The following is a 25,041-nucleotide window of genomic DNA, read 5'->3' on the forward strand; positions in this document are numbered from 1 at the left end:
GGAGTCCGGTGCGCTTTTCAAATGAGAGTGACGTCACGCTCGTCGTGACCAGTTGTGGGCGGTTCGATCTGCTCAAAGATACCCTTGAGAGTTTCGACCGCTACAACACCGCGCCCATTCGCGAGGTATTCATCACCGAAGATTCCGGTGACGATGCTGTGCATGCCGCTGTGCCAGAGCACTGGAAACCGCACTGCAAGGTGTTCGTTAACCGGCCCAAGCTTGGCCAGTTGCCGTCTATCGACCTGGCTTACAGCCACGTCAAGACGCCGTACATCTTCCACTGCGAGGACGACTGGCATTTCTATCGCCAAGGCTTTGTCGAAGACTCGCGGGCCATTCTGGAGGTGAGCCCCAACCTGTTGCAGGTGTGGCTGCGCAGTCATGCTCACGACCTGGCCATCCATAGCCCTTACATCCACTTGGGCGATCGGCAGGTGATCGCGGGTGTGCCTTGCTACCCGCTGCTGTCCGACAAGGCTGAATGGCAGGCGTTTTCGCTCAACCCCGGTCTGCGGCGTTTGAGTGATTACCAGCGCTGCGCGCCATTTGCCGCCTATGCTGGAGAGAAGGCGCTTTCCCGACGCTACGCTGAGTTAAATCTGACAGCGGTCACCTTGGAGGGTGATGCAGTATTGCACACTGGATTCGGTAATCACGTGACCTTGCCCATCGAAGTGGAGCGCAAGGCCAAACGCCGTCAACGTGATCGGATCAAACTGGCATTGACGCTGGTGACGGGTGCCTTGATCGGCATGGGTATCACCATTTTTGTTCAATGAAGTCGCTGTCCCACCTGACATGAGCGGGAGAGGGCCCATGAACATCGTCAATATGATGTGGGCGGGTGGAACGCCGTACATGTCCATCCACAAGGTGCATCGCCAAGTGCTGTCGCACGCAGGTACCGATGCCCGGATCAGTAACTGGTTGCTGCTGGGAAGCGGGTTGTGTTGCGGGCTTGGCTCGACCCGGGAGTGGCACATGCCACTGCGTGCGCTGAAAGGACGGCACCTGTGGCGCCTGTTGCGGCCCTGGTTGCGCTTGCGTTTGCGCAAGGCGCTGGCCGAGGCCAACGCTGAGGTCGTGCTGCTCGACGGTATTGGCGTCGCGCGGCTGGTGCTGCCGCTGTTGCAGAACAGTCCCCAGGTTCGGGCAAAGGTGCTGTTCCATGGCAAGACGCGCCTGAGCAGTAGCGATGTACGCTTGTTGCGTATGTTCCCCGCCGAGCGCCTGAGCATCGCAGCGGTGTCGCATACGCTGGCCGAATCACTGGAGCACGACTTGGGCAGGCCGGTGCAGACCCTGCGCATGGCGCTTGACCCGTTAGCGTTCGTCGAGCCGTTGTTGAGCCGTGACAGGGCCAGGCAGGCGCTGCAGTTGCCTGCTGCGACCGGGGTCATGCTGGGCGCGGTGGGGCGGTTGGTGGAAAGCAAAGGCTTCGAGATGCTGATCGAGGCGTTTGCCCGGGCCAGCACACATCAGCCGGACCTGCAGTTGGCCATTATTGGCGAAGGCCCTCTGCACGCCGTGCTGCAAGAGCGTATCGATGCACTGGGCCTGGCCGCGCGCGTTCACCTGTGCGGTCACCGTGAAGACCTGCAGCAGTTGTATCGGGCGTTCGATTGGCTACTGGTGCCTTCTCGCTCTGAAGGCCTGGGGCTGGTGGTGCAGGAGGCGGTCATGGCCGACGTGCCGGTGGTGTGCAGCGACCTGCAAGTGTTTCGCGAACAGTTGCAGGATACCGGCGGTTACCTGCCGGTAGCCGATGAAGGGGCATGGGCCGAGGCAATCGAACGATGCACATCCCTCAGCGCCCGGACGGTAGCCGCCCGGCAGCGTCAGGCGCTGGCGCCGGAGCAAGCCTGGCAGGCCTTCTGCAATGGCTCGCAGAGCTTGCTGCGAAACTGACGTTCAGCGTGCCAGCAGGGCAGCCTCGAACGCAGCGAGGGGGAACCGGTCACCCAGGTTCTCCCGCTCGATATAGCGCACCATGTGCTGCACATTGCGACGAATCATGCGTGCCGACAACGGCGGGCGCAGGAAACGCATGTCGGCCACGTCGATCAGGCCCAGGCGCTGGTCGGGGGTAACCACCACGTTGCCCAGGTGCAGCGAGCGGAAGTACACACCGCTGTGGTGCAGCTGGCGAACCAGCTGAATCAGCTGCGGCAGGTAGGTATCCCAGCTGAACCCATCATCGCGCGACATTTGCAGCAGGGTACGCCCGGGCAGCGGGCGATACAGCACGGCGGTACGGCCTGGCAGGTCGAGCTTGTGCTGGCTGATCACCTCGAGCGTAGGGATGCCCAATTGTGCCAGGCGCGCAGCGTTATCGACGAAGCGCTGCGAGTAGGGGCGCAACAGTGCAGATGAAATCAGCCGCTTCCTACGAAAAACCTTGAGGAAATTTCCATCCTTGAGCAGGTAGACTTTGGCGCCATGGCTGTCTGCCTCAAGCACCTGTGCGCCTTGTGTCAGCTGATCGAAGTCGACCTGGGTGAGCCGGGAGCATTGCATGAATAGAGCCTTGTCGTCTGGCGAGCAAAATGACCGGCAATAATGCCGAAAATAATGCTGTTGCACCATGGATGGTGTCTTTGATTCATCGGGGGAAAGGATGTTGTATCAAAAAAACTGGGCACGGGCCTGGTTAGGTTTGGGTCTGGTCTGGTTCCTGGCAGCAATTGCCCTGGCACCGAGCAACAAGGTTTACCAGCAGGGGCTGGTGTTGTTTTTGTGGCTGCCAACGCTGGTACTGGCGTGGTCTGCCCGTGAAGTGCTGGTGCAAGCCTGGAGGCGCCAGCCAGCGCTGTGGGTGAGTGTGCTGCTGTTGTTGGCGTGGTGCGGGCTGAGCCTGGCCTGGTCGCCCGCAGAAGACCCAGGGCGCGAGATCAAGCGCCTTGTCTACATTCTGGTATTCCTGCTGGCATTCCCGCTGCTGGCGCAGCAAGGCAGGGCCCGCATTCGTCAGCTGTTGCTGCTTGGCAGCGGCCTGTTGGCCCTCGCCGCGCTGGTCTCGATCATCAATTTCTACGGTTTGCAGGGCAAATCGTTGCTGGCCCGTCTGGCAGGCATTGGCGAGATCTCGCACCCGATTCTGGGGGCTTATGTCATCGGCTCGGCGGTGCTCTTCTTGCTGTACGCGCCGCCGCGCCAGCGTGGCATGCAGCTGTTATGGCTGGGGGCGCTGGTCTGTCTGGGCGCGTTTGCCATGCTCAGCCAGAGCCGCGGGGCGATTCTGGCCCTGGTGATCACCGTGGTGATCGCGCCGCTGTGGTTCCGTGATCGCCACAGTCAGGTGTTTTCCATCCTCGCGCTGGTTGCCACCGGCCTTGCGTTCTTCGTCGTATACGACCTGATCGCCAAGCGCGGTTCGTCCTATCGGCCGGAAATCTTCAATGCCGTCATCGATATGATTGCCGCACACCCCTGGACCGGCCTGGGGCTGGGGGCTGCCTACGACGTAAGTGCCGTGGGTAAACACTTTGACCACACCCACAATATGTTCACCCATGTTGCCGTGGAAATGGGGATCCCTGGCATGTTGCTCTGGGTCATCGTGTGGTTGTTCACCCTCGGCGAAATCATCCGTGCGCGCGGTACACTGTTTGGCAAGATCCTTCTGGGGTTCTGGGTGTACTCGACCCTGGCCATGCAGTTCGATGCCGCCAGCCTCACCGGCACGCCGCGCGCCGAGTGGTTCATCAGCTGGCTGCCTGTCGGCCTTGCCATGATGCTGCCATGGGGGCGTGCCGAAAATGGCGCCTGTGGTAAAATTTCCGGTTCAACCTGAACAGCGAGCTCGATAATGGCCGAAACACCGCGACCGGCGGAGCACACCTCCAGCCTGAAGATCTACTTCCGGCTGCTGAGCTATGTGAAACCCTATGTCGGCATTTTCCTGCTGAGCATTGTCGGTTTCGTGATCTTTGCCTCGACCCAGCCAATGCTGGCGGGCATCCTCAAATACTTCGTCGATGGGCTGAGCAACCCCGAAGCGGTGTTGTTCCCCAACGTGCCCTACCTGCGCGACCTACAATTGTTGCAGGCAGTGCCGCTGCTGATCATCCTGATCGCCGCGTGGCAGGGCCTGGGTTCGTTCCTCGGCAACTACTTCTTGGCCAAGGTGTCCCTGTGCCTGGTGCATGACCTGCGGGTGGAGTTGTTCAACAAGCTGCTGGTGTTGCCCAACCGCTATTTCGACAACCATAACTCCGGGCACCTGATTTCGCGCATCACCTTCAACGTGACCATGGTCACCGGCGCGGCGACCGACGCCATCAAGGTGGTGATCCGCGAAGGCCTGACCGTGGTGTTCCTGTTCGCCTACCTGTTGTGGATGAACTGGCACCTGACCTTGGTGATGGTCGCCATCCTGCCGGTAATTGCGGTGATGGTCAGCGTTGCCAGCAAGAAATTCCGCAAGCAGAGCAAGAAGATCCAGGTGGCCATGGGTGATGTCACCCACGTTGCCTCGGAAACCATCCAGGGCTACCGCGTGGTGCGCAGCTTCGGTGGCGAAGCCTATGAGGAACAGCGCTTCGGCAAGGCCAGCCAGAGCAATACCGACAAGCAATTGCGCATGACCAAGACCGGCTCGCTCTACACGCCGATGCTGCAGCTGGTGATCTACAGCGCCATGGCCGCGCTCATGTTCCTGGTGCTGTTCCTGCGCGGTGACTCCACGGCTGGCGACCTGGTTGCCTATATCACCGCCGCCGGCCTGCTGCCCAAACCGATCCGCCAGCTTTCGGAAGTCAGCTCGACCATCCAGAAGGGCCTGGCCGGTGCAGAAAGCATCTTCGAGCAACTGGACGAAGAACCTGAGCTGGACACCGGTACTGTCGAGAAGGAACGCGTGGAAGGGCGCCTGGAAGTGCGCAACCTGAGCTTCACCTACCCGGGTACCGAGCGCGAAGTGCTAAGCGACATCAGCTTTGTCGCCGAGCCAGGGCAAATGATCGCCCTGGTGGGCCGCTCCGGCAGCGGCAAGTCGACCCTGGCCGCGCTGATCCCGCGCTTCTATCACCACGACCAAGGGCAGATTCTGCTCGATGGCGTGGAAATCGAGAACTATCGCCTGCGTAACCTGCGCCGCCATGTTTCGCAGGTGACTCAGCACGTCACCTTGTTCAACGACACCGTGGCCAATAACATCGCCTACGGCGACCTGGCTGGCGCCCCGCGCGCAGATATCGAAGCTGCTGCGGCCGACGCCTACGCCAAGGAGTTCGTCGACCGGTTGCCCAAGGGCTTCGATACCGAAGTGGGTGAGAACGGTGTGCTGCTTTCCGGCGGCCAACGCCAGCGCCTGGCGATTGCCCGGGCGCTGCTGAAAAACGCACCGCTGCTGATTCTCGACGAAGCCACCTCGGCGCTGGATACCGAGTCCGAGCGGCACATCCAGGCTGCCCTGGACCATGTGATGCAAGGCCGCACCACGCTGGTGATCGCCCACCGCCTGTCGACCATCGAGAAGGCCGATCAGATCCTGGTCATGGATCAGGGCCGCCTGGTGGAGCGCGGCACCCATACCGAGCTGCTTGCGGCTAATGGCCATTATGCCCGCCTGCATGCGATGGGGCTGGATGAGCCGGCCAAGGCCGATATCACGTGAACCCTCCTTGATCGGGGCCATCATGGCCCCGATTGTCACGGGAATTTTCCGGGGACGATCTGGCCATAAAGCCGTCGACTACCCTGTGCTAATATCCTGCCCCTGTTCATTATTTCCATATGGGTTGCCCATGAAGTTGTCCATGCCGCGTTTCGATCAAGCCCCGGTACTGGTGGTCGGCGATGTCATGCTCGACCGCTACTGGCATGGCGGTACTTCGCGTATCTCGCCTGAGGCGCCAGTTCCGGTGGTCAAGGTCGATCAGATCGAAGATCGCCCAGGCGGTGCGGCCAACGTTGCCTTGAACATCGCTGCGCTGGGCGCGCCGGCTTCGCTGATCGGCGTCACCGGCCAGGATGAAGCTGCCGACAGCCTGGCCAACAGCCTGCAAGCTGCCGGTGTGCGTTCGGTGTTCCAGCGCATCGCGCACCAGCCGACCATCGTCAAGCTGCGGGTCATGAGCCGTCACCAGCAGTTGCTGCGTATCGATTTCGAAGAGCCGTTCGCCACCGACCCGCTGTCGCTGGGTGCGGAAGTCGACAGCTTGCTCGAAGGCGTCAAGGTGCTGGTCCTTTCCGACTACGGCAAGGGCGCACTGAAAAACCACCAGAGCCTGATCCAGGCGGCGCGAGCCAAGGGTATTCCGGTGCTGGCCGACCCCAAGGGCAAGGATTTCTCCATCTACCGCGGTGCTAGCCTGATCACCCCGAACCTCAGCGAGTTCGAGACCATCGTTGGCCGTTGCGCTGATGAGGCCGAGCTGGTTGCCAAAGGTGTGCAACTGCTGCAGGACCTGGACCTGGGCGCCTTGCTGGTGACCCGTGGTGAGCACGGCATGACCCTGCTGCGCACGGGGCAGCCGGCGCTGCACCTGCCGGCGCGGGCGCGCGAAGTGTTCGATGTGACCGGTGCCGGTGATACTGTCATCTCCACCCTTGCGGCGGCTATTGCGGCTGGCGAGGACCTGCCCCACGCGGTGGCGCTGGCCAACCTGGCGGCAGGCATCGTGGTTGGCAAGCTGGGTACGGCTGCGATCAGCGCCCCCGAACTGCGACGGGCCATCCAGCGTGAGGAAGGCTCCGAGCGCGGTGTGCTGGGCCTTGAGCAACTGCTGCTGGCCATCGATGATGCGCGGGCGCACAAAGAGAAGATCGTCTTCACCAATGGCTGCTTCGACATTCTGCATGCCGGGCATGTCACCTACCTTGAGCAGGCGCGGGCCCAGGGCGATCGCCTGATCGTCGCGGTCAACGACGATGCCTCGGTCAGCCGGCTCAAAGGGCCAGGGCGGCCCATCAACAGCGTCGACCGGCGCATGGCCGTTCTGGCCGGCCTGGGGGCGGTGGATTGGGTGATCAGTTTCCCTGAGGGCACGCCGGAAAACCTGCTGAGCCAGGTCAAGCCGGATGTGCTGGTCAAGGGTGGCGACTATGGCATCGACCAGGTGGTGGGCGCCGATATCGTCAAGGCCTATGGCGGTACCGTGAAGGTGCTGGGCCTGGTCGAAAACAGCTCGACCACGGCGATTGTCGAGAAGATTCGCAAGAACTGATAACGCTGGGGCTGCAAAGCAGCCCCAATATCACTTATTCAGGCTAGTACGCGCCCGCTCCAGCAGCGCCCGCGCTTTGTCACCAAACCGCTGCAAGTGCGATGCCCGCAACGGCTTGGGCTCCACCAACCCCTGCTGTTTCACCCAGTCCTTCCAGCGCACTCGCTCGTCCTTCACCACCCAGCCTTCCTGCCGTGCAAAACTCTCTGCCAGGTACAGCCCACGCGTACTCGCCGGCACCAACTCATCCTTCTTCAGCGTATACAGCTCCGCCAGCGGTTGGCCGTCCTTCAACGGCATCAGGTACAGGTCTGGCCGTTTGCGGTTGAGTCGCGCTACCAGCTGGCCGCTCTCCAGTCGCTCATCGACGTGGAACAGGCTCAGTTTCTTGGCTTCACGGGGCACCTGCAGGCGCATGTCGTAGATCAGTTGCAGCGAGGCGGTGGGCAAGTGCACATAGGCCCGTGGCCGCTCCAGTAGCATCAGGTTGCCGCAGTGCACGGGGCGGGCGGCGCCGGACTGCGGGGTCAGCAGGAAGTGCGGTGTTTCGCGATAGTGCAGGGCGGCGGCATACGGCACGGGCAGCCAGGTATCGTTGAAGCGCCCGCCCAGCCAGCCTTCCGGGGTTTCCAGCAGGCATTCCTCAGCCACTTCCTGCACCGCCGTGTGCAATGGCAGGTTCAGCTCCTGTGCCGGTACATAGCCGGAAATCAGTTTCAGCACCACATCGCCCCGGTCTTGCCGGCGCTGGCGCACCAGCACCCAGTAATCGCGGTTTTGCCAATGCAGGGTGAGGCGCACCGACACGCCCAGGTTGGCCAGTTCGGCCACGAAGTGCTGCGTGTCGGGTAGCTGGATGGCCTTGCGCCGTTGCTGGGTCTGGGCAAAGTTGAGCGGCATGCCGATACTTTGATAAATCAGCCCTTCGGGCGTGGCCTCGACATGCAGCGGCAGTGTCTTGAAGTTGCTCGGGTTCTTGCGGATCAGCGTTCGCGCCACGAGGCTCCTCCTTGCGTCGGGTCAGTCGCCAGGCCCTTGGGCCTGGGGAAACTCAATGCTGGCCCAGGATACGGGCGATGGTGGCCACATTGTGGGCCAGGTGCAGCGGGTTGATGGTGCCGACGATAGCACTGCTGACGCCCGGGTGGGCGAACAGCAGTTCGAAGCTGGCCTGCACCGGGTCAACGCCCGGGGCCAGGCAGACATGTCCACTGGCCAGGGCCTTCTTTATCAGGATGGCCTTGCCGTGCTCGGCAGCGTAGTCCAGTACCGGGCGTTCTGCCTGCTCGTTGAGGTTGTAGGTGACCATGGCGCAGTCGCCCTGTTCCAGTGCTTTCAGGCCGCCGGCCACGGTCTTGCCAGACAGGCCGAAGCCGAGGATCTTGCCCTCCTGCTTAAGTTCAGCCAGGGTCTGGTAGACCTCCTGCTGTTCGAGGATCGCCAGGTCATTGCCGTCGGAATGCACCAGCACCAGTTCGATGCGATCGGTTTCCAGGCGGCGCAAGCTGCGCTCCACCGAGCGACGTGTGTGGGCGGCGCTGAAGTCGAAGTGCGACTGGCCGCTGTCGAATTCTTCACCGACCTTGCTCACGATCACCCACTCATCGCGTTGGCCGCGCAGCAGGGGGCCCAGGCGTTCTTCGCTGCGGCCATACGCCGGGGCGGTGTCGATCAGGTTGATGCCCAGCTCGCGGGCCTGGGCCAGCAGCAGGCGGGCTTCGTCATCGCCGGGGATGGTGAAGCCGGTGGGGTACTTCACGCCTTGGTCGCGGCCCAGCTTGACCGTGCCCAGGCCCAGCGGTGAAACCTTGAAACCGGTGCTGCCCAGCGGGCGGTGGAAGTCGTGCAGGGTTGGCAGGGTCATGGCAGCAGTTGCTCCCAGGCCGGCACACCCAGCGGTGGGCGTGGCAGGCCGGCCAGTTCGGCTTGTGCCTGCGGGCGGATACCGTCGCGCTCCAGGTGGCTGATGACCCGGTCGCTGAAGTCCGGCGCCAGGGCCAGCTTGGTCGGCCAGCCCACCAACAGGCGTTGCTGGTCGGCGAGGAAGGCGTTGTCCGGGCGCACCAGGCCGGACTGCGCAGGTTCGGCGCGGTCGACGCGCAAGGTGGCCCAACGGACCTGGCTTTGGTCTACCCATGGCAACAGGTTGGCTATTTCCTTCTGCGCCGCCGCAATCTGTGCCGCCGGCTCACGTGCCACGCCATCGGCTTCGGCCAGATCCCCGCCCAGGTACCAGACCCATTGGCCATCAGCAGCCGGGTGAGTCGTCACTGTTACCCGTGGCTTGGGGCCGCCGCCCAGGCAGTGTGCATACAGCGGCTTGAGGTTAGGGCCCTTGGCCATGACCATGTGCAGCGGGCGAATTTGCATCGCAGGCAGCTTCAGGCCCAAGGCATGCAGCAGGTCCTCGGTGCCGGCACCGGCGCTGAGCACGATACGCTGGGCACGGATGTCGCGGCCATCGACGCGCAGGCCGACCAGTTCGTCGCTTTCGCGCAGCGGCTCGATGCGTTCCCCGGCCAGCAGGCTGTCGCCCGCCAGGTCGGCCAGGTTGGCCAGCAGGCTTGGTACGTCGATGACCAGTTCGGCCAGGCGATAGACCTTGCCCTTGAAAGCGCGGTCTTGCAGGGCGGGCGGCAGTTGCTCGCCTTTTACCTGGTCGACCCGGCCGCGCACGGCCTTGCTCGCGAAGAAGCTGGTGATGTTGCCGGCCAGAGTGCCTGGCGACCACAGGTAGTGGGCCTCGGACAGCAGGCGGGTGTTGCTCAGGTTCAGCTCGCCGCTACCGCTCAAGGCTTCGCGCCAGCGGCGCGGCATGTCGGCGATGGCTTCCGAAGCACCGGTGAGGGCACCTTGCAGGGCGTACTTGGTACCACCGTGAATGATGCCTTGAGACTTGATGGTCTGCTCGCCGCCAAGGCTGGCGCGTTCCACCAGCACTGTCAAATACCCCAGGCGGCGCAGGCGGGCATTGAGCCAGAGGCCTGCGACCCCGGCGCCGACGATCAGCACGTCAGTGGAAATGGCAGATGGCATGGCGGTACCTCGAAGACTGGGACAGCTGACAAGTATACAGGCAGCTTCAGTGCCCGGCAGTCTTGGAAAACAGCTGAATCACCACCACCCCACCCACGATCATCGCCATGCCCAGCATCGCCGGTACATCCAGCTTCTGCCCGTAGATCACCAGCGCCGCCACACTGATCAGCACGATCCCCAGCCCGGACCAGATGGCGTAGGCAATGCCCACCGGAATGCTGCGCACCACCAGGGTCAGCATCCAGAACGCGATGCCATAGCCAACCACCATCAGCAGCAACGGCAATGGCGTGCTCAGGCCCTTCACTGCTTTCATCGAAGCGGTGGCAATGACTTCGGCGCAGATGGCGATGGCGAGGTAGGTGTAGGCATTCATGGCAGGATCCTCCGGTAACTGGTCGGGCATTCTAGACGCTACCTGGATGGGGTAAAGTCATTACCTATCAGTAGGGGAGATAGGTTGATGGCAGAGCAATGGAATCTTGAGCAACTGCGCACCTTCCTGCGCGTCGCTGAACTGCGCTCGTTTTCTGCCGTGGCCCGGGAGCAGCGCAAGGCGCAGTCGGCCATCAGCAGCGCGATTGCCCTGCTTGAAACCGACCTGGGGGTCACCCTGTTCGAGCGCAGCAGTGGCCGGCAGCCGAAGCTGACCGAAAACGGCAGTGCACTGCTGGAAGATGCCCGCGAACTGTTGCGCCAGTGCGAGCGCCTGGATGGCCGCGCCCTTGCGTTGATGCGCGGGCAGGAGGCTTTGCTGCGGGTGGCGCAGGACGAAGCCATGCCTTATCAGCCGGTGATCGACAGCCTCGACGAACTGGCCAGCCGCTATCCATTTCTAGAAGTGCAATTGGCCAGTGGTGCGCAAGGTGATGTGGCGCGCAAGCTGGTGGAGCGCCGCGCCGACCTGGGCCTGTTCTTCCACCACGAAAGCATGCCGGCATCGCTGGAGCGGCGCGCCCTGGGCAGTGTGGAGATGGTCACGGTGTGCGCTGTCGGCCATCCGCTTGCAGGTGAGGGCCGGGTCACCCGCCAGCAACTGGCCCGCCACCGACAACTCCTCATCACGCCACAGCAAAGCGGTTACCCCGGTGGCGAAGCAGTCAGCCCGCAGGTGTGGCGTGCCGACAGCTTCTACGCCATGGCCGAACTGTTGATGCGCGGCCTGGGCTGGGCCTGGTTGCCGCGGCATGTGGTGCAGTACCCGACTTACCAGGCGCACATGGTCGAACTGGACAGCGAGTGGCGCCCGCCGGCACTCGTGGCAGAACTGGCCTGGCGCCGTGATGAGCCGCTGGGGCCTGCGGCGCAGTGGCTGGCCGAGCGCTTTGCAGTGCACTTGCGTGCGATCGGGTAAACTCCGCCGCCATGAACAGAACACTCTATACCTTGCTATTTCACCTGGGCCTGCCGCTGGTTGCGCTGCGCCTTTACCTGCGCGCACGCAAGGCGCCGGCCTATGGCCAACGCATCGGCGAGCGCTTTGCCTTCAAGCTGCCGGCCATGCGCCAGGGTGGCATTTGGGTGCACGCGGTATCGGTGGGCGAAAGCATCGCAGCAGCGCCGATGGTGCGTGCCTTGCTCAAGGCCTACCCGGGCCTGCCGATCACGCTTACCTGCATGACGCCGACCGGTTCCGAGCGCATTCGCGCCATGTTCGCCGACGAACCACGCGTGCAGCATTGCTACCTGCCCTACGACCTGCCCTGGGCGGCCGGGCGCTTTCTCGACCATGTGCAGCCGAAGCTGGGCATCATCATGGAAACCGAGCTGTGGCCCAATCACATTCACCAGTGCGCCAAACGCGGCATCCCGGTGGCGCTGGCCAATGCGCGGTTGTCCGAGCGCTCGGCCCGTGGCTATGGGCGCTTTGCCAAGCTGACACGGCCAATGCTGGCGGAGATGAGCCTGATTGCGGTGCAGACCGAAACCGAGGCCCAGCGCTTCCGTGATTTGGGCGCGCGCCCTGAGTGCGTGCAGGTCACCGGTTCGATCAAGTTCGACCTGAAGATTGATGAGCAACTGCTCCCGCGTGCCAAGGCACTGCGCGCGCAATGGGGGGCTGAGCAGCGCCCGGTGTGGATTGCGGCCAGTACCCATGAAGGCGAGGATGCGCTGATTTTGCAGGCGCACCGGCAGTTGCTACAGGTGCATGGTGATGCGTTGCTGATCCTGGTGCCGCGCCATCCCGAGCGATTCAATGCGGTGCATGTGCTGTGCAGCGAGCAATTCGCTACCGTGCGGCGCTCTGCCGGCACGCCCGTCGACGCGCAAACCCAGGTATTGCTTGGCGATACGATGGGTGAGTTGTTGTTCCTGTATGCGCTGGCCGATATTGCCTTTGTCGGTGGCAGCCTGGTGGCGACGGGTGGGCACAACCCGCTGGAGCCGGCAGCACTGGCGTTGCCGGTGCTGATGGGGCCGCATGTGTTCAACTTCCTTGAAATCAGCGCGATGCTGCGTGAGGCGGGGGCGTTGCAGCAGGTGGACGATGCCGACGGGCTGGCCGGGGCAGTGCGGCGGTTGGTCGAGTTGCCGCAGGATGCACAGCGCATGGGCGAGGCGGGCAGGGCGGTGATGCGGGCCAATCAGGGGGCATTGCAGCGGTTGCTTGATGGGCTGGGCGCGCTCCTGCGCTGATTTTTGTGTGGCCTTCTTCGCGGGTAAACCCGCGAAGAATCCAGCATCTATATCAAGGCCTGCGCACAAAGTTCTTGGCAGCCGCCGCAGCCAAGTCCGGCGGCAGGAAGTCCTTGTCCGGGTTGTAGTCCGGCTTCAGGTAGCGCTTGAGGTCCTGCAGGTCTTGCGGGCTGAGGGTGCCGGCCGCCTGCTTCAGACTCAGGTTGTCGAGGATGTAGTCATAGCGGCTGTTGTTGTAATCCCGCACCGAGGTGTACAGCTGGCGCTGGGCATCGAGCACGTCGACGATGTTGCGGGTACCCACCTGGTAACCGATTTCAGTGGCTTCCAGCGCACTCTGGTTGGAGATGATCGACTGCTTGCGCGCCTGCACCTGTTCCACGTCGGTGTTCACCGCGCGGTGCAGGTTGCGGGTGTTTTCCACCACCTGGCGGCGCAGGCTTTCGCGCTGCTGCTCGCTCTGGCTCAGGCGCTGGTAGGCCTCGCGTACTTGCGAGCTGGTCAGGCCACCGCTGTAGATCGGGATGTTCAGCTGCAGGCCGATGCTGGTTTGCTCGACGTCACCGCTATAGCGTGAAACAGGGGCCGGTGCAGGGTTGGTGAAGCCGAAGCTGTCGTTGTCGCCTTTCTGGTATTTGGCCACCGCATCGAGCGTCGGTGCATGGCCTGCCTTGCGCTGACGCAGCGTTTCTTCAGCGGCGGAAACCGCATAGTTGGTAGCCAGCAGGTTGAGGTTCTGGCGCCCGGCGGTTTCGACCCAGGCTTTGGCATCGTTCGGGGTTGGCACCTGTACCGGCAGGGTATGCACTACGCCCTGGATCGAGGTGTATTCGCGGTTGGTCAGGGTGACCAGCGCTTCGAATGCATCCTGCACCTGGCGCTCGGCGATGATACGGTTGGCCCGGGCGGTGTCGTAACTGGCCTGGGACTGCAGCACGTCGGTCTTGTCCGAAAGGCCCACATCGAAACGTTCGTTGGACTGGTCGAGCTGGCGCTTGAAGGCAGCTTCTTCGGCTTTGGTAGCGGCCAGGTTGTCCTGGGCGCGCAGCACGGCGAAGTAGCTCTGCGCGGACTGCAGGATCAGGTTCTGTTCAGTGGCCGACAGCTCCAGTGCCGCCTGTTCGTTGACCGCTTCGGCAGCCTGCAGCTGGAACCAGCGGTCCGCGCGGAAGATCGGCTGCGCCAGGGTGGCGCTCCAGGTATTGCCGCTGCGGTTGGTGGTGGCAGACGGCTCGTCCAGCTTGGTGCGGGTGTTCATCATCTCGGCGCCAGCCGACAGGTTGGGCAGCAACCCGGCGCGGGCCTGTGGCACCACTTCGCGGCGGGCGCCGTAATCGGCGCGGGCGGCGGCCAGGTCGGCGTTGTTGTCCACCGCTTCCTGGTAGACGCTGACCAGGTCGGTCTTCACTGTCGGGGGCACGTCCGCTGCCCAGACCACTCCGTTGGACGCACAAGACACGGCTATCGCCAGTGAGAGTTTGCGCAGCATAGAGGCAATCCTTGTACGAAATTTAATTACTGAACTGTTGAGTATCGGATGACGGGCCAGTGTAGTGCCATGCGCCCCCGGCAACAATCGCCAGGTGTGCCTTTCATCAACCGCGCATTTACCCGCTTGGCTTTGCCGACCACTCCAGTCTAGACTGCGCATGTTCTTGTCGGGGTGCCTTGAAGCAAAGGCTGAGATCGCAGAGGTGCGGATCCCGTTGAACCTGATCAGGTTAGCGCCTGCGTAGGGAACAAGATTGCTCGCCTTCCCGGGGAGCCTCTTGTGCCAGGTCCGGGAATGTCGCAGCTGCATGCAGCTTCAGGCACCCCCATATCCGGCACTGCACCCATCATGGGTGTGTCCGCGCCATTCAGGTTCACCCCGACATTCCACTGCTAGGAAGCCGTCTGGAGAGCCTGTGATGACCAAACAAGAAAAAGCGATCAACCTCAGCGAATCGGCACAAGTCGATCAGCAGTCCGTGCAACCGTTCCCGCGTTCGCGCAAGGTGTATGTCGAAGGCTCGCGCCCGGATATCCGTGTGCCCATGCGTGAAATCAGCCTGGACGATACCCCGACCGATTTCGGTGGCGAAACCAATGCCCCGGTGCTGGTCTACGATACCTCTGGCCCGTACACCGACCCCAACGTGATCATCGACGTGCGCAAGGGCCTGGCCGACGTTCGTTCGGCGTGGATCGACGCCCGTGGTGACACCGAGCGCCTGGACGGCCTGAGCTCCGATTTCGGCCAGCAGCGCCTGAACGATGCCGAACTGGCCAAGCTGCGCTTTGCCCACGTGCGCAACCCGCGCCGCGCCAAGGCCGGCGCCAACGTCTCGCAGATGCACTATGCCCGCCGTGGCATCATCACCGCCGAGATGGAATACGTGGCCATCCGCGAAAACATGAAGCTGCAGGAGGCCCGCGCCGCCGGCCTGCTGAAAGAGCAGCACGCCGGCCACAGCTTCGGCGCCAACATCCCGAAAGAAATCACCCCCGAATTCGTCCGCCAGGAAATCGCCCGTGGCCGCGCGATCATCCCGGCCAACATCAACCACCCGGAAGTGGAGCCGATGATCATCGGCCGCAACTTCCTGGTGAAGATCAACGGCAACATCGGCAACAGCGCCCTGGGTTCCTCGATCGAGGAAGAAGTGGCCAAGCTGACCTGGGGCATCCGCTGGGGTTCGGACACGGTCATGGACCTGTCCACCGGCAAGCACATCCACGAAACCCGCGAGTGGATCATCCGCAACTCGCCGGTGCCGATCGGTACCGTGCCAATCTACCAGGCGCTGGAAAAGGTCAACGGCGTGGCCGAAGACCTGACCTGGGAGCTGTTCCGCGACACCCTGATCGAGCAGGCTGAACAGGGCGTGGACTACTTCACCATCCACGCCGGCGTGCTGCTGCGCTATGTGCCGCTGACCGCCAAACGTGTTACCGGCATCGTCAGCCGTGGTGGCTCGATCATGGCCAAGTGGTGCCTGGCGCACCACAAGGAAAACTTCCTGTACACCCACTTCGACGAAATCTGCGAAATCATGAAGGCCTACGACGTCAGCTTCTCGCTGGGTGACGGCCTGCGCCCTGGCTCGATTGCCGATGCCAACGACGCCGCGCAGTTCGGTGAGCTGGAAACCCTCGGCGAGCTGACCAAGATCGCCTGGAAGCACGATGTGCAGTGCATGATCGAAGGCCCGGGCCACGTGCCGATGCAGTTGATCAAGGAGAACATGGACAAGCAGCTGGAGTGCTGCGACGAGGCGCCGTTCTACACCCTCGGCCCGCTGACCACCGACATTGCACCGGGTTACGACCACATCACGTCGGGCATTGGTGCGGCGATGATCGGCTGGTTCGGTTGCGCCATGCTGTGCTACGTCACGCCCAAGGAGCACCTGGGCCTGCCGAACAAGGACGACGTGAAAACCGGCATCATCACCTACAAGATCGCCGCGCACGCCGCCGACCTTGCCAAGGGCCACCCGGGCGCGCAGATTCGTGACAACGCCTTGTCCAAGGCGCGCTTCGAGTTCCGTTGGGAAGACCAGTTCAACCTGGGCCTGGACCCGGACACTGCCCGTGCCTTCCACGACGAGACCCTGCCGAAGGAATCGGCCAAGGTCGCGCACTTCTGCTCGATGTGCGGGCCGAAGTTCTGCTCGATGAAGATCACCCAGGAAGTGCGTGAATACGCCGCCAGGATCGAGACCGTGGACGTGTCGGTCGAAGAAGGCATGCGCGAGCAGGCCGAGCGGTTCCGCCAGGAAGGCAGCCAGCTGTACCACAAAGTGTAAAAGCGCCGTTTCTCCACTGTGGGAGCGGGCTTGTCCCGCGAACGCGTCAGCTGCGCCAACGCGTTTGGCAGGCCTGACGCCTTCGCGGGGCAAGCCCGCTCCCTGAGTGGGTCGGCGAAACCCTATCAATCCTTCTGGCGAACATAACAATGACCACCCCCAGCCAATTTTCCCCCGACCACCCGGTCCCCACCCACCAGCGCATCTTCGGTGCCCGCGACCTGTTCTCGCTGTGGTTCTCCCTCGGCATCGGCCTGATGGTGCTGCAGGTAGGCGCCATGCTGGCCCCCGGTCTGGGCCTGGCGGGCGCAGTGCTGGCCATCGCACTGGGCACCGGCGTGGGCGTGCTGTTGCTGGGGGCTGCCGGTGTGATCGGCAGCGACACCGGCCTGTCGGCCATGGGCACCCTGAAACTCAGCCTGGGCGGCCACGGCGCGCGCTTGCCGGCGCTGCTCAACCTGCTGCAACTGGTCGGCTGGGGCGCGTTCGAGATCATTGTCATGCGCGATGCTGCCAGCCTGCCGGGCGCGCGCGCCTTCGGCGAAGACAGTGCCTGGAACAGCCCGATGCTGTGGACCCTGTGCTTCGGTGCCCTGGCCACCTTGCTGGCAGTGAGCGGGCCACTGGCCTTCGTGCGCAAGGTACTGCGCGCCTGGGGTATCTGGTTGCTGCTGGGTGCTTGCGTCTGGCTGACCTGGAACCTGTTCGCCAAAGCTGATCTGGCTGATCTGTGGAGCCGCGCCGGGGACGGCTCGATGTCGCTGGCGGTAGGCTTCGACATCGTCATTGCCATGCCCCTTTCGTGGCTGCCGCTGATCGCCGACTACTCGCGCTTCGCCCGCAACGGCAAGCATGTATTTGGCGGTACGGTAGTGGGCTACTTTATCGGCAACACCTGGCTGATGAGCCTGGGCGTGGCTTATACCCTGGCCTTCGCTGCCAATGGCGAGGTCAATGCCCTGCTGCTGGCCCTGGCGGCCGCCGGCATGGGTATTCCGCTGTTGCTGATTTTGCTGGACGAGTCGGAAAAGGCCTTTGCCGACATCCATTCGGCGGCCGTGTCCACCGGTGTGCTGGTGCCGGTGAAGGTCGAGCACCTGGCCTTGGCCATTGGCGTGCTGTGCACCCTGATCGCTTTGCTGGCGCCGCTGGCCCAGTACGAGAACTTCCTGCTACTGATCGGCTCGGTGTTCGCGCCGCTGTTCGGCGTGGTGCTGATGGACCACTACGTGGTGCGTCGCCGTCGCCTGCCGGCCCAAGTGGGTGGTTTGCACTGGCAGGCGCTGCTGGCCTGGGTGGTGGGTGTGGCGGCTTACCATGTCATCGCTACACAGGCGCCGGACTTCGGGGCGACCCTGCCGGCACTGGTGCTGGCAGGGCTGCTGCACGGGCTGCTGAGCCTCAGCCGCGACCGGGAAACAGTTCAGGCTTGAGCACGCCATTCAGGCGTGGGTAGGGGATCTTCAGTTCCACGTGGCCCATGGAATAGGGCGCGATGGCGTAGACCTCATACTTGACCACGACTGCGCCGTACGTCAGGGCGATGTGCGGCGATTTCTTGAACGGCCAGGTTTTGACGAACTCGGCGTCCTTGTCCATGCCCACGCTCATCAGCCAGGCCCGGTGCGACTCCTCGACGGTTTTCCAGAAGGTGTCTTCCTGGCCGGGCACCAGCATGTCCTGCAGGGTCAGCACCTTGTCCAGCTTGCGCGAATAGTTGATGAAGCCACGCCCCGGCATGCCGTGGGCGCCACCGCTGTCCAGGTAGCTGGACAATTCGATGATCACCAGCCCGTCATGCTGCTCGCGTACCTTGGCTTGCAGGTAGCTGCTGTTACGTTTGTCGGCACTGGCCAGGTATTGCTGCTCGTAGGCCTGCAGGGTGCTCGGCGCGGTGCCATGCTGATTGTCTTCGGTCAGTTGCAGCAGGCGTTTTTCGACGATGGCGTCCAGCTTTGGCAAGGCCGGGAAGTGGACCATGTCGATGTTTACCAACGGGCAGTCGCTTTCGCTGCAGCCGGGTTTCACGTGCTCCCAGGCGTCGCGCTTGACCTCGAGCGGGGCTCGGTAGTTGGGCGTGAACAGGCTCTGGCAGGCGCTCAGAGCGAGTGCCAGCACAGCCACGGAAGTCAGTTTGACAAGTGTCATGATGATCCTTGCAGAACAGGGAAAAGTCGGCCTTTGACCGTCTGCGCGGCCTTCAGTTCGCCACTAAGCTAACAGAGTGAAGACCTGCTGTCCCGAGTGCGCCAGCGGTTGGCAGAAAGGGATGAAACCGGCAGGCGTGCAGAGTAGGATGGCGCGATGCAGTAACCAGGCGGTTGATGTAGCAACGAGGATTTCCATGTCAGACACATTGAATTCGGTGCCCAAGGCGGTCGAGATCGTCAAACGGGCCAACTGTTTCCAGGGCTTCTACAAGCTCGACAAGGTGCACCTGCGCCATGAGCTGTTTGCCGGAGGCATGGGCCGCGAGATCAGCCGCGAACTGTTCGTGCGCCACGATGCAGTGTGTGTACTGCCTTACGACCCGTTGCGTGATGAAGTGGTGCTGATCGAGCAGTTTCGCGTTGGCGCCATGGGCAAGATCGATAACCCCTGGCTGATCGAGATGGTCGCCGGGCTGATCGACAAGGACGAACAACCTGAGGAAGTTGCCCACCGCGAAGCCGAAGAAGAAGCTGGCCTGACGTTCACTGCACTGTGGCCGATGACCCGCTACTTCCCGTCGCCCGGCGGCAGTGACGAATACGTTCATCTGTTCCTTGGCCGGTGCAGCAGCGAGGGGGCGGGCGGCCTTCATGGCCTGGAAGAAGAGGGCGAAGACATTCGCGTGCGCGTGTGGTCGTTCGAAGACGCCTTGCAGGCCGTGCGCGACGGGCGTATCTGCAACGCGGCGACCATCATCGGCCTGCAATGGCTGGCGCTGAATCGCGACGAAGTACGAGGGATGTGGAAGTGAACCTGCTGCGCGAGCGCTATCGAGTCGATCTGGTCGGGCTGCAGGCAGCCTGCGAGGCCAACTACGCCCGGCTGATGCGCCTGTTGCCCGACATGCGCACCACCCAGAGCTCGCGTCGTATCGGCATGACCCAGGGTGACCAGATGCTCGGTGTGCTCGTGCTCGATGTGGTGCTGGCCTGCCCGTACACCACCACCCTGCATGTACGTCAGGAGCACAGCCTGCCGTGGCTGCCTGTGCCGCACCTGGAAGTGCAGGTGTACCACGATGCGCGCATGGCCGAAGTGGTCAGCGCCGAACACACGCGGCGCCTGCGCAGCATCTATCCGTACCCTAACAAGGCCATGCATCAGCCGGACGAAAAGGCCCAGCTCAACCTGTTCCTCGGTGAATGGTTGAGCCATTGCCTGGCTTGCGGTCACGAACTGGCAAGTGTTCGCTGACATGCGGCCAGACCTGACGCGCCCTGTGCATGTGGTGCAACTGACCGACGCTCACCTTTTCGCCGATCCGGCCGGCAGCATGTTGGGCCTTAAAACCCGTGACAGCCTGAGCCATGTGGTGGCCCAGGTGCAGCGTGAGCAACCGCTTGTCGACTTGCTGCTGTGTACGGGCGACCTGTCCCAGGATGCCAGTGTTGCCTCTTATGAAGCGTTTCGTGAGCTGACCGCGCCATTTGCCGTGCCCACCCGCTGGTTGCCGGGCAACCATGACGAAGCCCGGGTCATGGCCGAAGTGGCCCCGGAGCTGGTGCAGGCGGTAACCGATATCGGCGCCTGGCGTATTGTCATGCTCAACACGGCAGTGCATGGCGCGACACATGGCCTGCTGGCGGATGACCAGCTGGCCGTGCTGCAAGCCGCGCTGGAAGGGGCGGGCGAGCGCCATTGCCTGGTGTGTTTCCACCATCAGCCGGTAGACATCGGCTGCGCCTGGATCGCGCCGATCGGCTTGCGCAACGCCCAGGCACTGTTCGATATCGTCGAGGCTTATCCACAGGTGCGGGCGTTGCTGTGGGGGCATGTGCATCAGGAATGGGATGAAGTACGCGATGGCCGGCGCCTGCTGGCTACGCCGTCGACCTGCATTCAGTTCGCGGCGCGCAGTGAGGAATTCCAGGTGAGCGAAGAGCAGCCTGGCTACCGCTGGTTGCGCCTGCATGCTGATGGGCGGCTGGAGACCGGGGTGGAGCGGGCGCTGGATTTCACCCTTGCCCTCGATTTTGATAGCCCAGGATATTGAAGAATTCGGGGCGCGGAGCTGCCCCGGCTCTCTTGAAGAAATTGTTGCGAAACCCGTGACACTGCGTCAAAACCCGGCGAACGCGCTACACTGCGCGTCCCTGCGCCCGCATCATCAGGCGCAACGCCACAGTTTCCGGGGGCAGCATGTCGGGTTCCATCCTCTATATCCATGGCTTCAACAGCTCGCCGCTTTCCACCAAGGCGCGCCAGCTCGAGGCTGTGATGCAGCAACTGGGGCTGTCGGCCCAGCTACGCGTGCCAGCCTTGCACCACCACCCGCGCCAGGCCATCGCCCAACTCGAAGCGGCTATCGCAGAACTCGGTGCGCCATTACTGGTGGGCAGCTCGCTCGGCGGCTACTATGCCACCCATCTGGCCGAGCGCTATGGCCTGAAAGCGCTGCTGGTCAACCCGGCGGTAACCCCGCACAAGCATTTCGACGGTTACCTGGGCACCCAGCGCAATCATTACAGTGGTGAAACCTGGGAGCTGACCCACGATCACGTGAAGGCCCTGGCCGAGCTGGAAGTACCGGCCCCGGTCGATGCCAGCCGCTATCAAGTGTGGCTGCAGACCGCCGATGAAACCCTGGACTATCGCCACGCCGAGCACTATTACCGTGCCTGTGCCCTGCGCATCCAGGCCGGTGGCGACCACAGCTTCCAGGGCTTCGCCCAGCACCTGCCGGCACTGCTGGCCTTCGCCGGCATTGCCCGCGGGCAGTATGCGGCGCTCGACTTTTCTGTATTTTGATTTTTTTGCATTCACCAGACTGACGAAGAGACCCTATGGCCAATCCCAGCGCTAGCGCCTATAACGCAGACGCCATCGAAGTCCTCTCGGGCCTTGACCCGGTCCGCAAGCGGCCGGGCATGTACACCGATACCAGCCGCCCCAATCACCTGGCCCAGGAAGTCATCGACAACAGCGTCGACGAAGCCCTGGCTGGCCACGCCCGTTCGGTGCAGGTCATCCTGCATGCCGACCACTCGCTGGAAGTCAGCGACGATGGCCGCGGCATGCCCGTGGACATCCACCCGGAAGAGGGGGTGTCCGGGGTCGAGCTGATCCTCACCAAGCTGCACGCCGGCGGCAAGTTCTCCAACAAGAACTACCAGTTCTCCGGTGGTTTGCACGGTGTCGGTATTTCGGTGGTCAATGCCCTGTCGACCCAGGTGCGTGTGCGCGTCAAGCGCGACGGCAACGAATACCAGATGACCTTTGCCGATGGCTTCAAGGCCAGCGAGCTGGAAGTGGTCGGCTCGGTCGGCAAGCGCAACACCGGCACCAGCGTCTACTTCAGCCCCGACCCGAAGTACTTCGACTCCCCCAAGTTCTCCATCAGCCGCCTCAAGCATGTGCTCAAGGCCAAGGCCGTGCTGTGCCCGGGCCTGCTGGTCAGCTTCGAGGACAAGGCCAGCGGCGAAAAGGTCGAGTGGCACTATGAGGACGGCTTGCGCTCTTACCTGGTCGATTCGGTCAACGAGTTCCAGCGCCTGCCCGACGAGCCGTTCTGCGGTAGCCTGGCCGGTAACAAGGAAGCCGTTGACTGGGCCTTGCTGTGGTTGCCGGAGGGCGGCGACAGCATCCAGGAAAGCTATGTCAACCTGATTCCGACCGCCCAGGGCGGTACCCACGTCAACGGCCTGCGCCAGGGGCTGCTGGATGCCATGCGCGAGTTCTGCGAGTTCCGCAACCTGCTGCCGCGTGGGGTGAAGCTGGCACCGGAAGACGTCTGGGAACGCATCACCTTTGTGCTGTCGATGAAGATGCAAGACCCGCAGTTCTCCGGGCAGACCAAAGAGCGCCTGTCTTCGCGTGAAGCGGCAGCGTTCGTTTCCGGCGTGGTCAAGGACGCCTTCAGCCTGTGGCTCAACGCCCACCCCGAGCTGGGCATGCAGCTGGCCGAGCTGGCCATCAGCAACGCCGGACGCCGCCTCAAGGCCAGCAAGAAGGTCGAGCGCAAGCGCATCACTCAGGGCCCGGCATTGCCCGGCAAGCTGGCCGATTGTGCCGGCCAGGACCCGATGCGTGCAGAGCTGTTCCTGGTCGAGGGTGACTCGGCCGGTGGCTCGGCCAAGCAGGCGCGGGACAAGGAGTTCCAGGCGATCCTGCCGCTGCGCGGCAAGATCCTCAACACCTGGGAAGTGGACGGTGGCGAAGTCCTGGCCAGCCAGGAAGTGCATAACATTGCCGTGGCCATTGGCGTTGACCCCGGTGCCACCGACCTTGCGCAGCTGCGCTACGGCAAAATCTGCATCCTCGCCGACGCCGACTCTGACGGCCTGCACATTGCCACGTTGCTGTGCGCGCTGTTCGTTCAGCACTTCCGGGCGCTGGTCGAGGCCGGGCACGTGTATGTGGCCATGCCGCCGCTGTACCGCATCGACCTGGGCAAGGAAATCTACTACGCCCTCGACGAAGCCGAGCGTGACGGCATCCTCGATCGCCTGGTGGCCGAGAAGAAGCGCGGCAAGCCGCAGGTCACCCGGTTCAAGGGCCTGGGCGAGATGAACCCGCCACAGCTGCGCGAAACCACCATGGACCCGAACACCCGGCGCCTGGTGCAGTTGACCCTGGATGACGTGCAGGCCACCTGCGAGCTGATGGACAAGCTGCTGGCCAAGAAGCGCGCCGGCGACCGCAAGAGCTGGCTGGAAACCAAAGGCAACCTGGCCGAGGTCATGGTTTGATTCGGCAGTTTCTTGCCGTTTGTCTTGCGCTGGTTGCCCTGCCGAGCCTGGCGGGCAACTGGCCCGAGCTGAAGCTCAGTGCCGAACACCCGATCGACGGCATGCGCGGTGGCAACCTTTCGGGCCTGGTGGAATGCCGGGGAGGGCTGTGGGGCGTGTCCGATCGCGACGACGACCGTATCTACCGCTTTGACCAGCAAAACCCGACCTGGCGCGCGCAACCGCTGACCTTTACCCCGCCATCGCCACCGGAAAGCGGGCTGCCGTGGGGCCTGAAGTCGCGCAACTGGGCGGCGTCGTACATTCGCGGAGGCGAGCTGGACTTCGAGGGCATCACCTGTGATCAGGCGGGTAACCTCTACCTGGCCAGTGAAGCCCATGCCGCCGTGTTGCAGTTACCCGTTGACGGCGAACCGGACTGGTTGAAGATCGACCCGGCCATGGTCCGCCAGGCGCGCGCCAGCGGCATGCTGCTGAACTTCAATGCACTGTTCGAAGGCCTGGCGATCAACCCGGCGGGCGACCGCCTGTGGCTGGCCGCCGAGCGCGAACGGCGTGGCCTGGTAGCCATCGAACGCCAGCAATCGGTATGGACTTGCGGGCGCAGCTGTGTGCTGTTGAGCGAGGCCGGGGTCGAGATGCAGCCGGCGCAAATGCCCGATGCCCGAGCGCTTTCGCGTGATTTTTCCGACCTGGCCTGGTTCGAGGGCAAGCTGTTCACGCTCGAACGCAACGCCTACCGGGTGTGCCGGCGTGATGTCGATAGCGGCAAGGTCGAGCGCTGCTGGTCGTTTGCAGCAGATGCCCTGGTGGAGTCGCGCCGCTACGCACAACCGTTCGGACTGGCTGAAGCGCTGGTAATCGATGCCAAGGGCGCTTGGATTGGCCTGGACAACAACAACGGTGCCCGTGCCGATGGCGAAACCCGCCCGATCGTCTGGCGCTTCGATGCGCCGGAAGGCGGCTGGAGCGCCAAGCCATGAGCCAGACGCCGGGCAAGCGCGCGGGCAGGGTGCTGATGGTTGTCGCCTGGGCGGCGGCACTGTTTCTTGCTACGCGTTTTTTCGGCCAGTGGGAAGACAGCCAGCGTAACCCCAATACCCAGGTGCAGTCCGAGCATGGCGAAGGTTTTATCGAGGTACGCCTGCTGAGCAACGGCCAGGGCCACTTCGTGGTGGATGGCGCCATCAACGGCCAGGTGGTGCATTTCATGCTCGACACCGGCGCTACCGACGTGGCCATCCCCGAGGCATTGGCCCGGGACCTGAACCTGGAGCGGGGCAGCCCGGTCCTGCTCAGCACCGCCAACGGACGCACCGAGGGCTACCGCACACGCCTGGCCAGCCTGCAACTGGGCGACATCCGCCTGCAGGGCGTACGCGCAATCGTGGTGCCAGGCCTGGACGGGCCAACTGTATTGCTGGGCATGAGTGCCCTGAAACAACTTGAATTTACCCAGCGCGGCGGCACCATGCTACTGCGCCAGAACCTGAAATGACGAGG

Annotated in this window: 23 protein-coding genes and 1 riboswitch; of the genes, 16 read left to right on the forward strand and 7 right to left on the reverse strand. The window is 63.2% G+C overall.

What is annotated here, in order from left to right; all coding sequences use genetic code 11:
* Positions 1–8: 8 nt before the first annotated feature.
* Together B9A31_RS03000 and B9A31_RS03005 are read left to right on the forward strand one after the other, a co-directional pair.
* Positions 9–782, forward strand: coding sequence for a glycosyltransferase family 2 protein (locus B9A31_RS03000; protein ID WP_027610046.1), 774 nt, complete (start codon positions 9–11; stop codon positions 780–782).
* Between the two features lie 37 nt (positions 783–819).
* Complete coding sequence (locus B9A31_RS03005; RefSeq protein ID WP_019097682.1) at positions 820–1,911, forward strand: glycosyltransferase; 1,092 nt, start codon at positions 820–822, stop codon at positions 1,909–1,911.
* A gap of 3 nt (positions 1,912–1,914) precedes the next feature.
* Here the strand turns inward: B9A31_RS03005 and B9A31_RS03010 are convergent, their stop codons facing one another.
* Complete coding sequence (locus B9A31_RS03010) at positions 1,915–2,520, reverse strand: serine/threonine-protein kinase (protein ID WP_019097683.1); 606 nt, start codon at positions 2,518–2,520, stop codon at positions 1,915–1,917.
* Between the two features lie 100 nt (positions 2,521–2,620).
* On the opposite strand from B9A31_RS03010, the gene B9A31_RS03015 reads away from it, so the two are divergent.
* The 3 genes from B9A31_RS03015 (at position 2,621) to hldE (ending at position 7,172) form a co-directional block, all read left to right on the forward strand.
* Positions 2,621–3,796, forward strand: a complete 1,176-nt coding sequence (locus B9A31_RS03015; protein WP_084296646.1) for an O-antigen ligase family protein — start codon at positions 2,621–2,623, stop codon at positions 3,794–3,796.
* A 15-nt stretch (positions 3,797–3,811) separates the two neighbouring features.
* Entirely contained in the window at positions 3,812–5,620 is a 1,809-nt protein-coding gene (msbA, locus tag B9A31_RS03020; protein ID WP_019097685.1) for a lipid A export permease/ATP-binding protein MsbA, read from the forward strand.
* A 130-nt stretch (positions 5,621–5,750) separates the two neighbouring features.
* Entirely contained in the window at positions 5,751–7,172 is a 1,422-nt protein-coding gene (gene hldE, locus B9A31_RS03025; protein ID WP_019097686.1) for a bifunctional D-glycero-beta-D-manno-heptose-7-phosphate kinase/D-glycero-beta-D-manno-heptose 1-phosphate adenylyltransferase HldE, read from the forward strand.
* A gap of 30 nt (positions 7,173–7,202) precedes the next feature.
* Here hldE and B9A31_RS03030 read toward each other — a convergent pair whose 3' ends face one another.
* The 4 genes from B9A31_RS03030 to B9A31_RS03045 are packed head-to-tail and all read right to left on the reverse strand — an operon-like array spanning position 7,203 to position 10,587.
* Positions 7,203–8,171: a hypothetical protein gene (locus B9A31_RS03030; protein WP_019097687.1), complete on the reverse strand. Its 969-nt coding sequence runs from the start codon at positions 8,169–8,171 to the stop codon at positions 7,203–7,205.
* Between the two features lie 52 nt (positions 8,172–8,223).
* Positions 8,224–9,036 carry an aldo/keto reductase gene (locus B9A31_RS03035; RefSeq protein WP_019097688.1) on the reverse strand — a complete coding sequence of 271 codons (813 nt, stop codon included), beginning with the start codon at positions 9,034–9,036 and terminating at the stop codon, positions 8,224–8,226.
* Positions 9,033–10,208, reverse strand: a complete 1,176-nt coding sequence (locus B9A31_RS03040) for an NAD(P)/FAD-dependent oxidoreductase (RefSeq protein ID WP_084296647.1) — start codon at positions 10,206–10,208, stop codon at positions 9,033–9,035. Before B9A31_RS03040 ends, B9A31_RS03035 begins: the two co-directional genes overlap by 4 nt.
* A 46-nt stretch (positions 10,209–10,254) precedes the next feature.
* Positions 10,255–10,587, reverse strand: a complete 333-nt coding sequence (locus tag B9A31_RS03045; RefSeq protein ID WP_008095055.1) for a DMT family transporter — start codon at positions 10,585–10,587, stop codon at positions 10,255–10,257.
* Positions 10,588–10,674: 87 nt separating this feature from the next.
* On the opposite strand from B9A31_RS03045, the gene B9A31_RS03050 reads away from it, so the two are divergent.
* The gene (locus B9A31_RS03050; RefSeq protein ID WP_016712349.1) at positions 10,675–11,565 is read left to right on the forward strand and encodes a LysR family transcriptional regulator; all 891 of its coding nucleotides are present in this window, start codon (positions 10,675–10,677) and stop codon (positions 11,563–11,565) included.
* Positions 11,566–11,576: 11 nt separating this feature from the next.
* A complete protein-coding gene (waaA, locus tag B9A31_RS03055; protein ID WP_027610049.1) occupies positions 11,577–12,848 on the forward strand; it encodes a lipid IV(A) 3-deoxy-D-manno-octulosonic acid transferase in 1,272 nt (423 codons plus the stop codon).
* A 52-nt stretch (positions 12,849–12,900) separates the two neighbouring features.
* Here waaA and B9A31_RS03060 read toward each other — a convergent pair whose 3' ends face one another.
* Complete coding sequence (locus B9A31_RS03060; protein ID WP_084296648.1) at positions 12,901–14,337, reverse strand: TolC family outer membrane protein; 1,437 nt, start codon at positions 14,335–14,337, stop codon at positions 12,901–12,903.
* Between the two features lie 160 nt (positions 14,338–14,497).
* Positions 14,498–14,604: riboswitch (TPP riboswitch) on the forward strand.
* Positions 14,605–14,758: 154 nt separating this feature from the next.
* On the opposite strand from B9A31_RS03060, the gene thiC reads away from it, so the two are divergent.
* A complete protein-coding gene (gene thiC, locus B9A31_RS03065; protein WP_019097691.1) occupies positions 14,759–16,639 on the forward strand; it encodes a phosphomethylpyrimidine synthase ThiC in 1,881 nt (626 codons plus the stop codon).
* Positions 16,640–16,788: 149 nt separating this feature from the next.
* Positions 16,789–18,072 (forward strand): putative hydroxymethylpyrimidine transporter CytX, encoded by a 1,284-nt coding sequence (gene cytX / locus B9A31_RS03070; protein WP_084296649.1) that lies wholly within the window; start codon positions 16,789–16,791, stop codon positions 18,070–18,072.
* On the opposite strand, the gene B9A31_RS03075 is transcribed toward cytX, so the two are convergent.
* Positions 18,041–18,787 carry an RsiV family protein gene (locus tag B9A31_RS03075; protein WP_019097693.1) on the reverse strand — a complete coding sequence of 249 codons (747 nt, stop codon included), beginning with the start codon at positions 18,785–18,787 and terminating at the stop codon, positions 18,041–18,043. The genes cytX and B9A31_RS03075 overlap by 32 nt on opposite strands.
* A 196-nt stretch (positions 18,788–18,983) precedes the next feature.
* Here B9A31_RS03075 and B9A31_RS03080 point away from each other — a divergent pair, with 196 nt between their 5' ends.
* From B9A31_RS03080 to B9A31_RS03110, 7 genes are all read left to right on the forward strand, one after another.
* Positions 18,984–19,601 (forward strand): NUDIX domain-containing protein, encoded by a 618-nt coding sequence (locus B9A31_RS03080; protein WP_016712343.1) that lies wholly within the window; start codon positions 18,984–18,986, stop codon positions 19,599–19,601.
* Complete coding sequence (locus B9A31_RS03085) at positions 19,592–20,044, forward strand: DUF1249 domain-containing protein (protein WP_025752404.1); 453 nt, start codon at positions 19,592–19,594, stop codon at positions 20,042–20,044. The genes B9A31_RS03080 and B9A31_RS03085 overlap by 10 nt, the downstream gene beginning before the upstream one ends.
* A gap of 1 nt (position 20,045) precedes the next feature.
* Entirely contained in the window at positions 20,046–20,843 is a 798-nt protein-coding gene (cpdA, locus tag B9A31_RS03090; RefSeq protein ID WP_026020382.1) for a 3',5'-cyclic-AMP phosphodiesterase, read from the forward strand.
* 146 nt (positions 20,844–20,989) lie between these two features.
* Positions 20,990–21,598, forward strand: coding sequence for a YqiA/YcfP family alpha/beta fold hydrolase (locus B9A31_RS03095; RefSeq protein ID WP_016712341.1), 609 nt, complete (start codon positions 20,990–20,992; stop codon positions 21,596–21,598).
* A 35-nt stretch (positions 21,599–21,633) separates the two neighbouring features.
* Positions 21,634–23,538, forward strand: a complete 1,905-nt coding sequence (parE, locus tag B9A31_RS03100; RefSeq protein ID WP_016712340.1) for a DNA topoisomerase IV subunit B — start codon at positions 21,634–21,636, stop codon at positions 23,536–23,538.
* On the forward strand, positions 23,535–24,521 hold the full coding sequence (locus B9A31_RS03105) for an esterase-like activity of phytase family protein (RefSeq protein ID WP_019097696.1): 987 nt from the start codon (positions 23,535–23,537) through the stop codon (positions 24,519–24,521). The genes parE and B9A31_RS03105 overlap by 4 nt, the downstream gene beginning before the upstream one ends.
* Entirely contained in the window at positions 24,518–25,036 is a 519-nt protein-coding gene (locus B9A31_RS03110) for a retropepsin-like aspartic protease family protein (RefSeq protein WP_019097697.1), read from the forward strand. The genes B9A31_RS03105 and B9A31_RS03110 overlap by 4 nt, the downstream gene beginning before the upstream one ends.
* The last annotated feature ends 5 nt before the right edge of the window (positions 25,037–25,041 follow it).

It is taken from the genome of Pseudomonas sp. URIL14HWK12:I5, assembly GCF_900176445.1.
Taxonomy (GTDB): Bacteria; Pseudomonadota; Gammaproteobacteria; order Pseudomonadales; family Pseudomonadaceae; genus Aquipseudomonas; species Aquipseudomonas monteilii.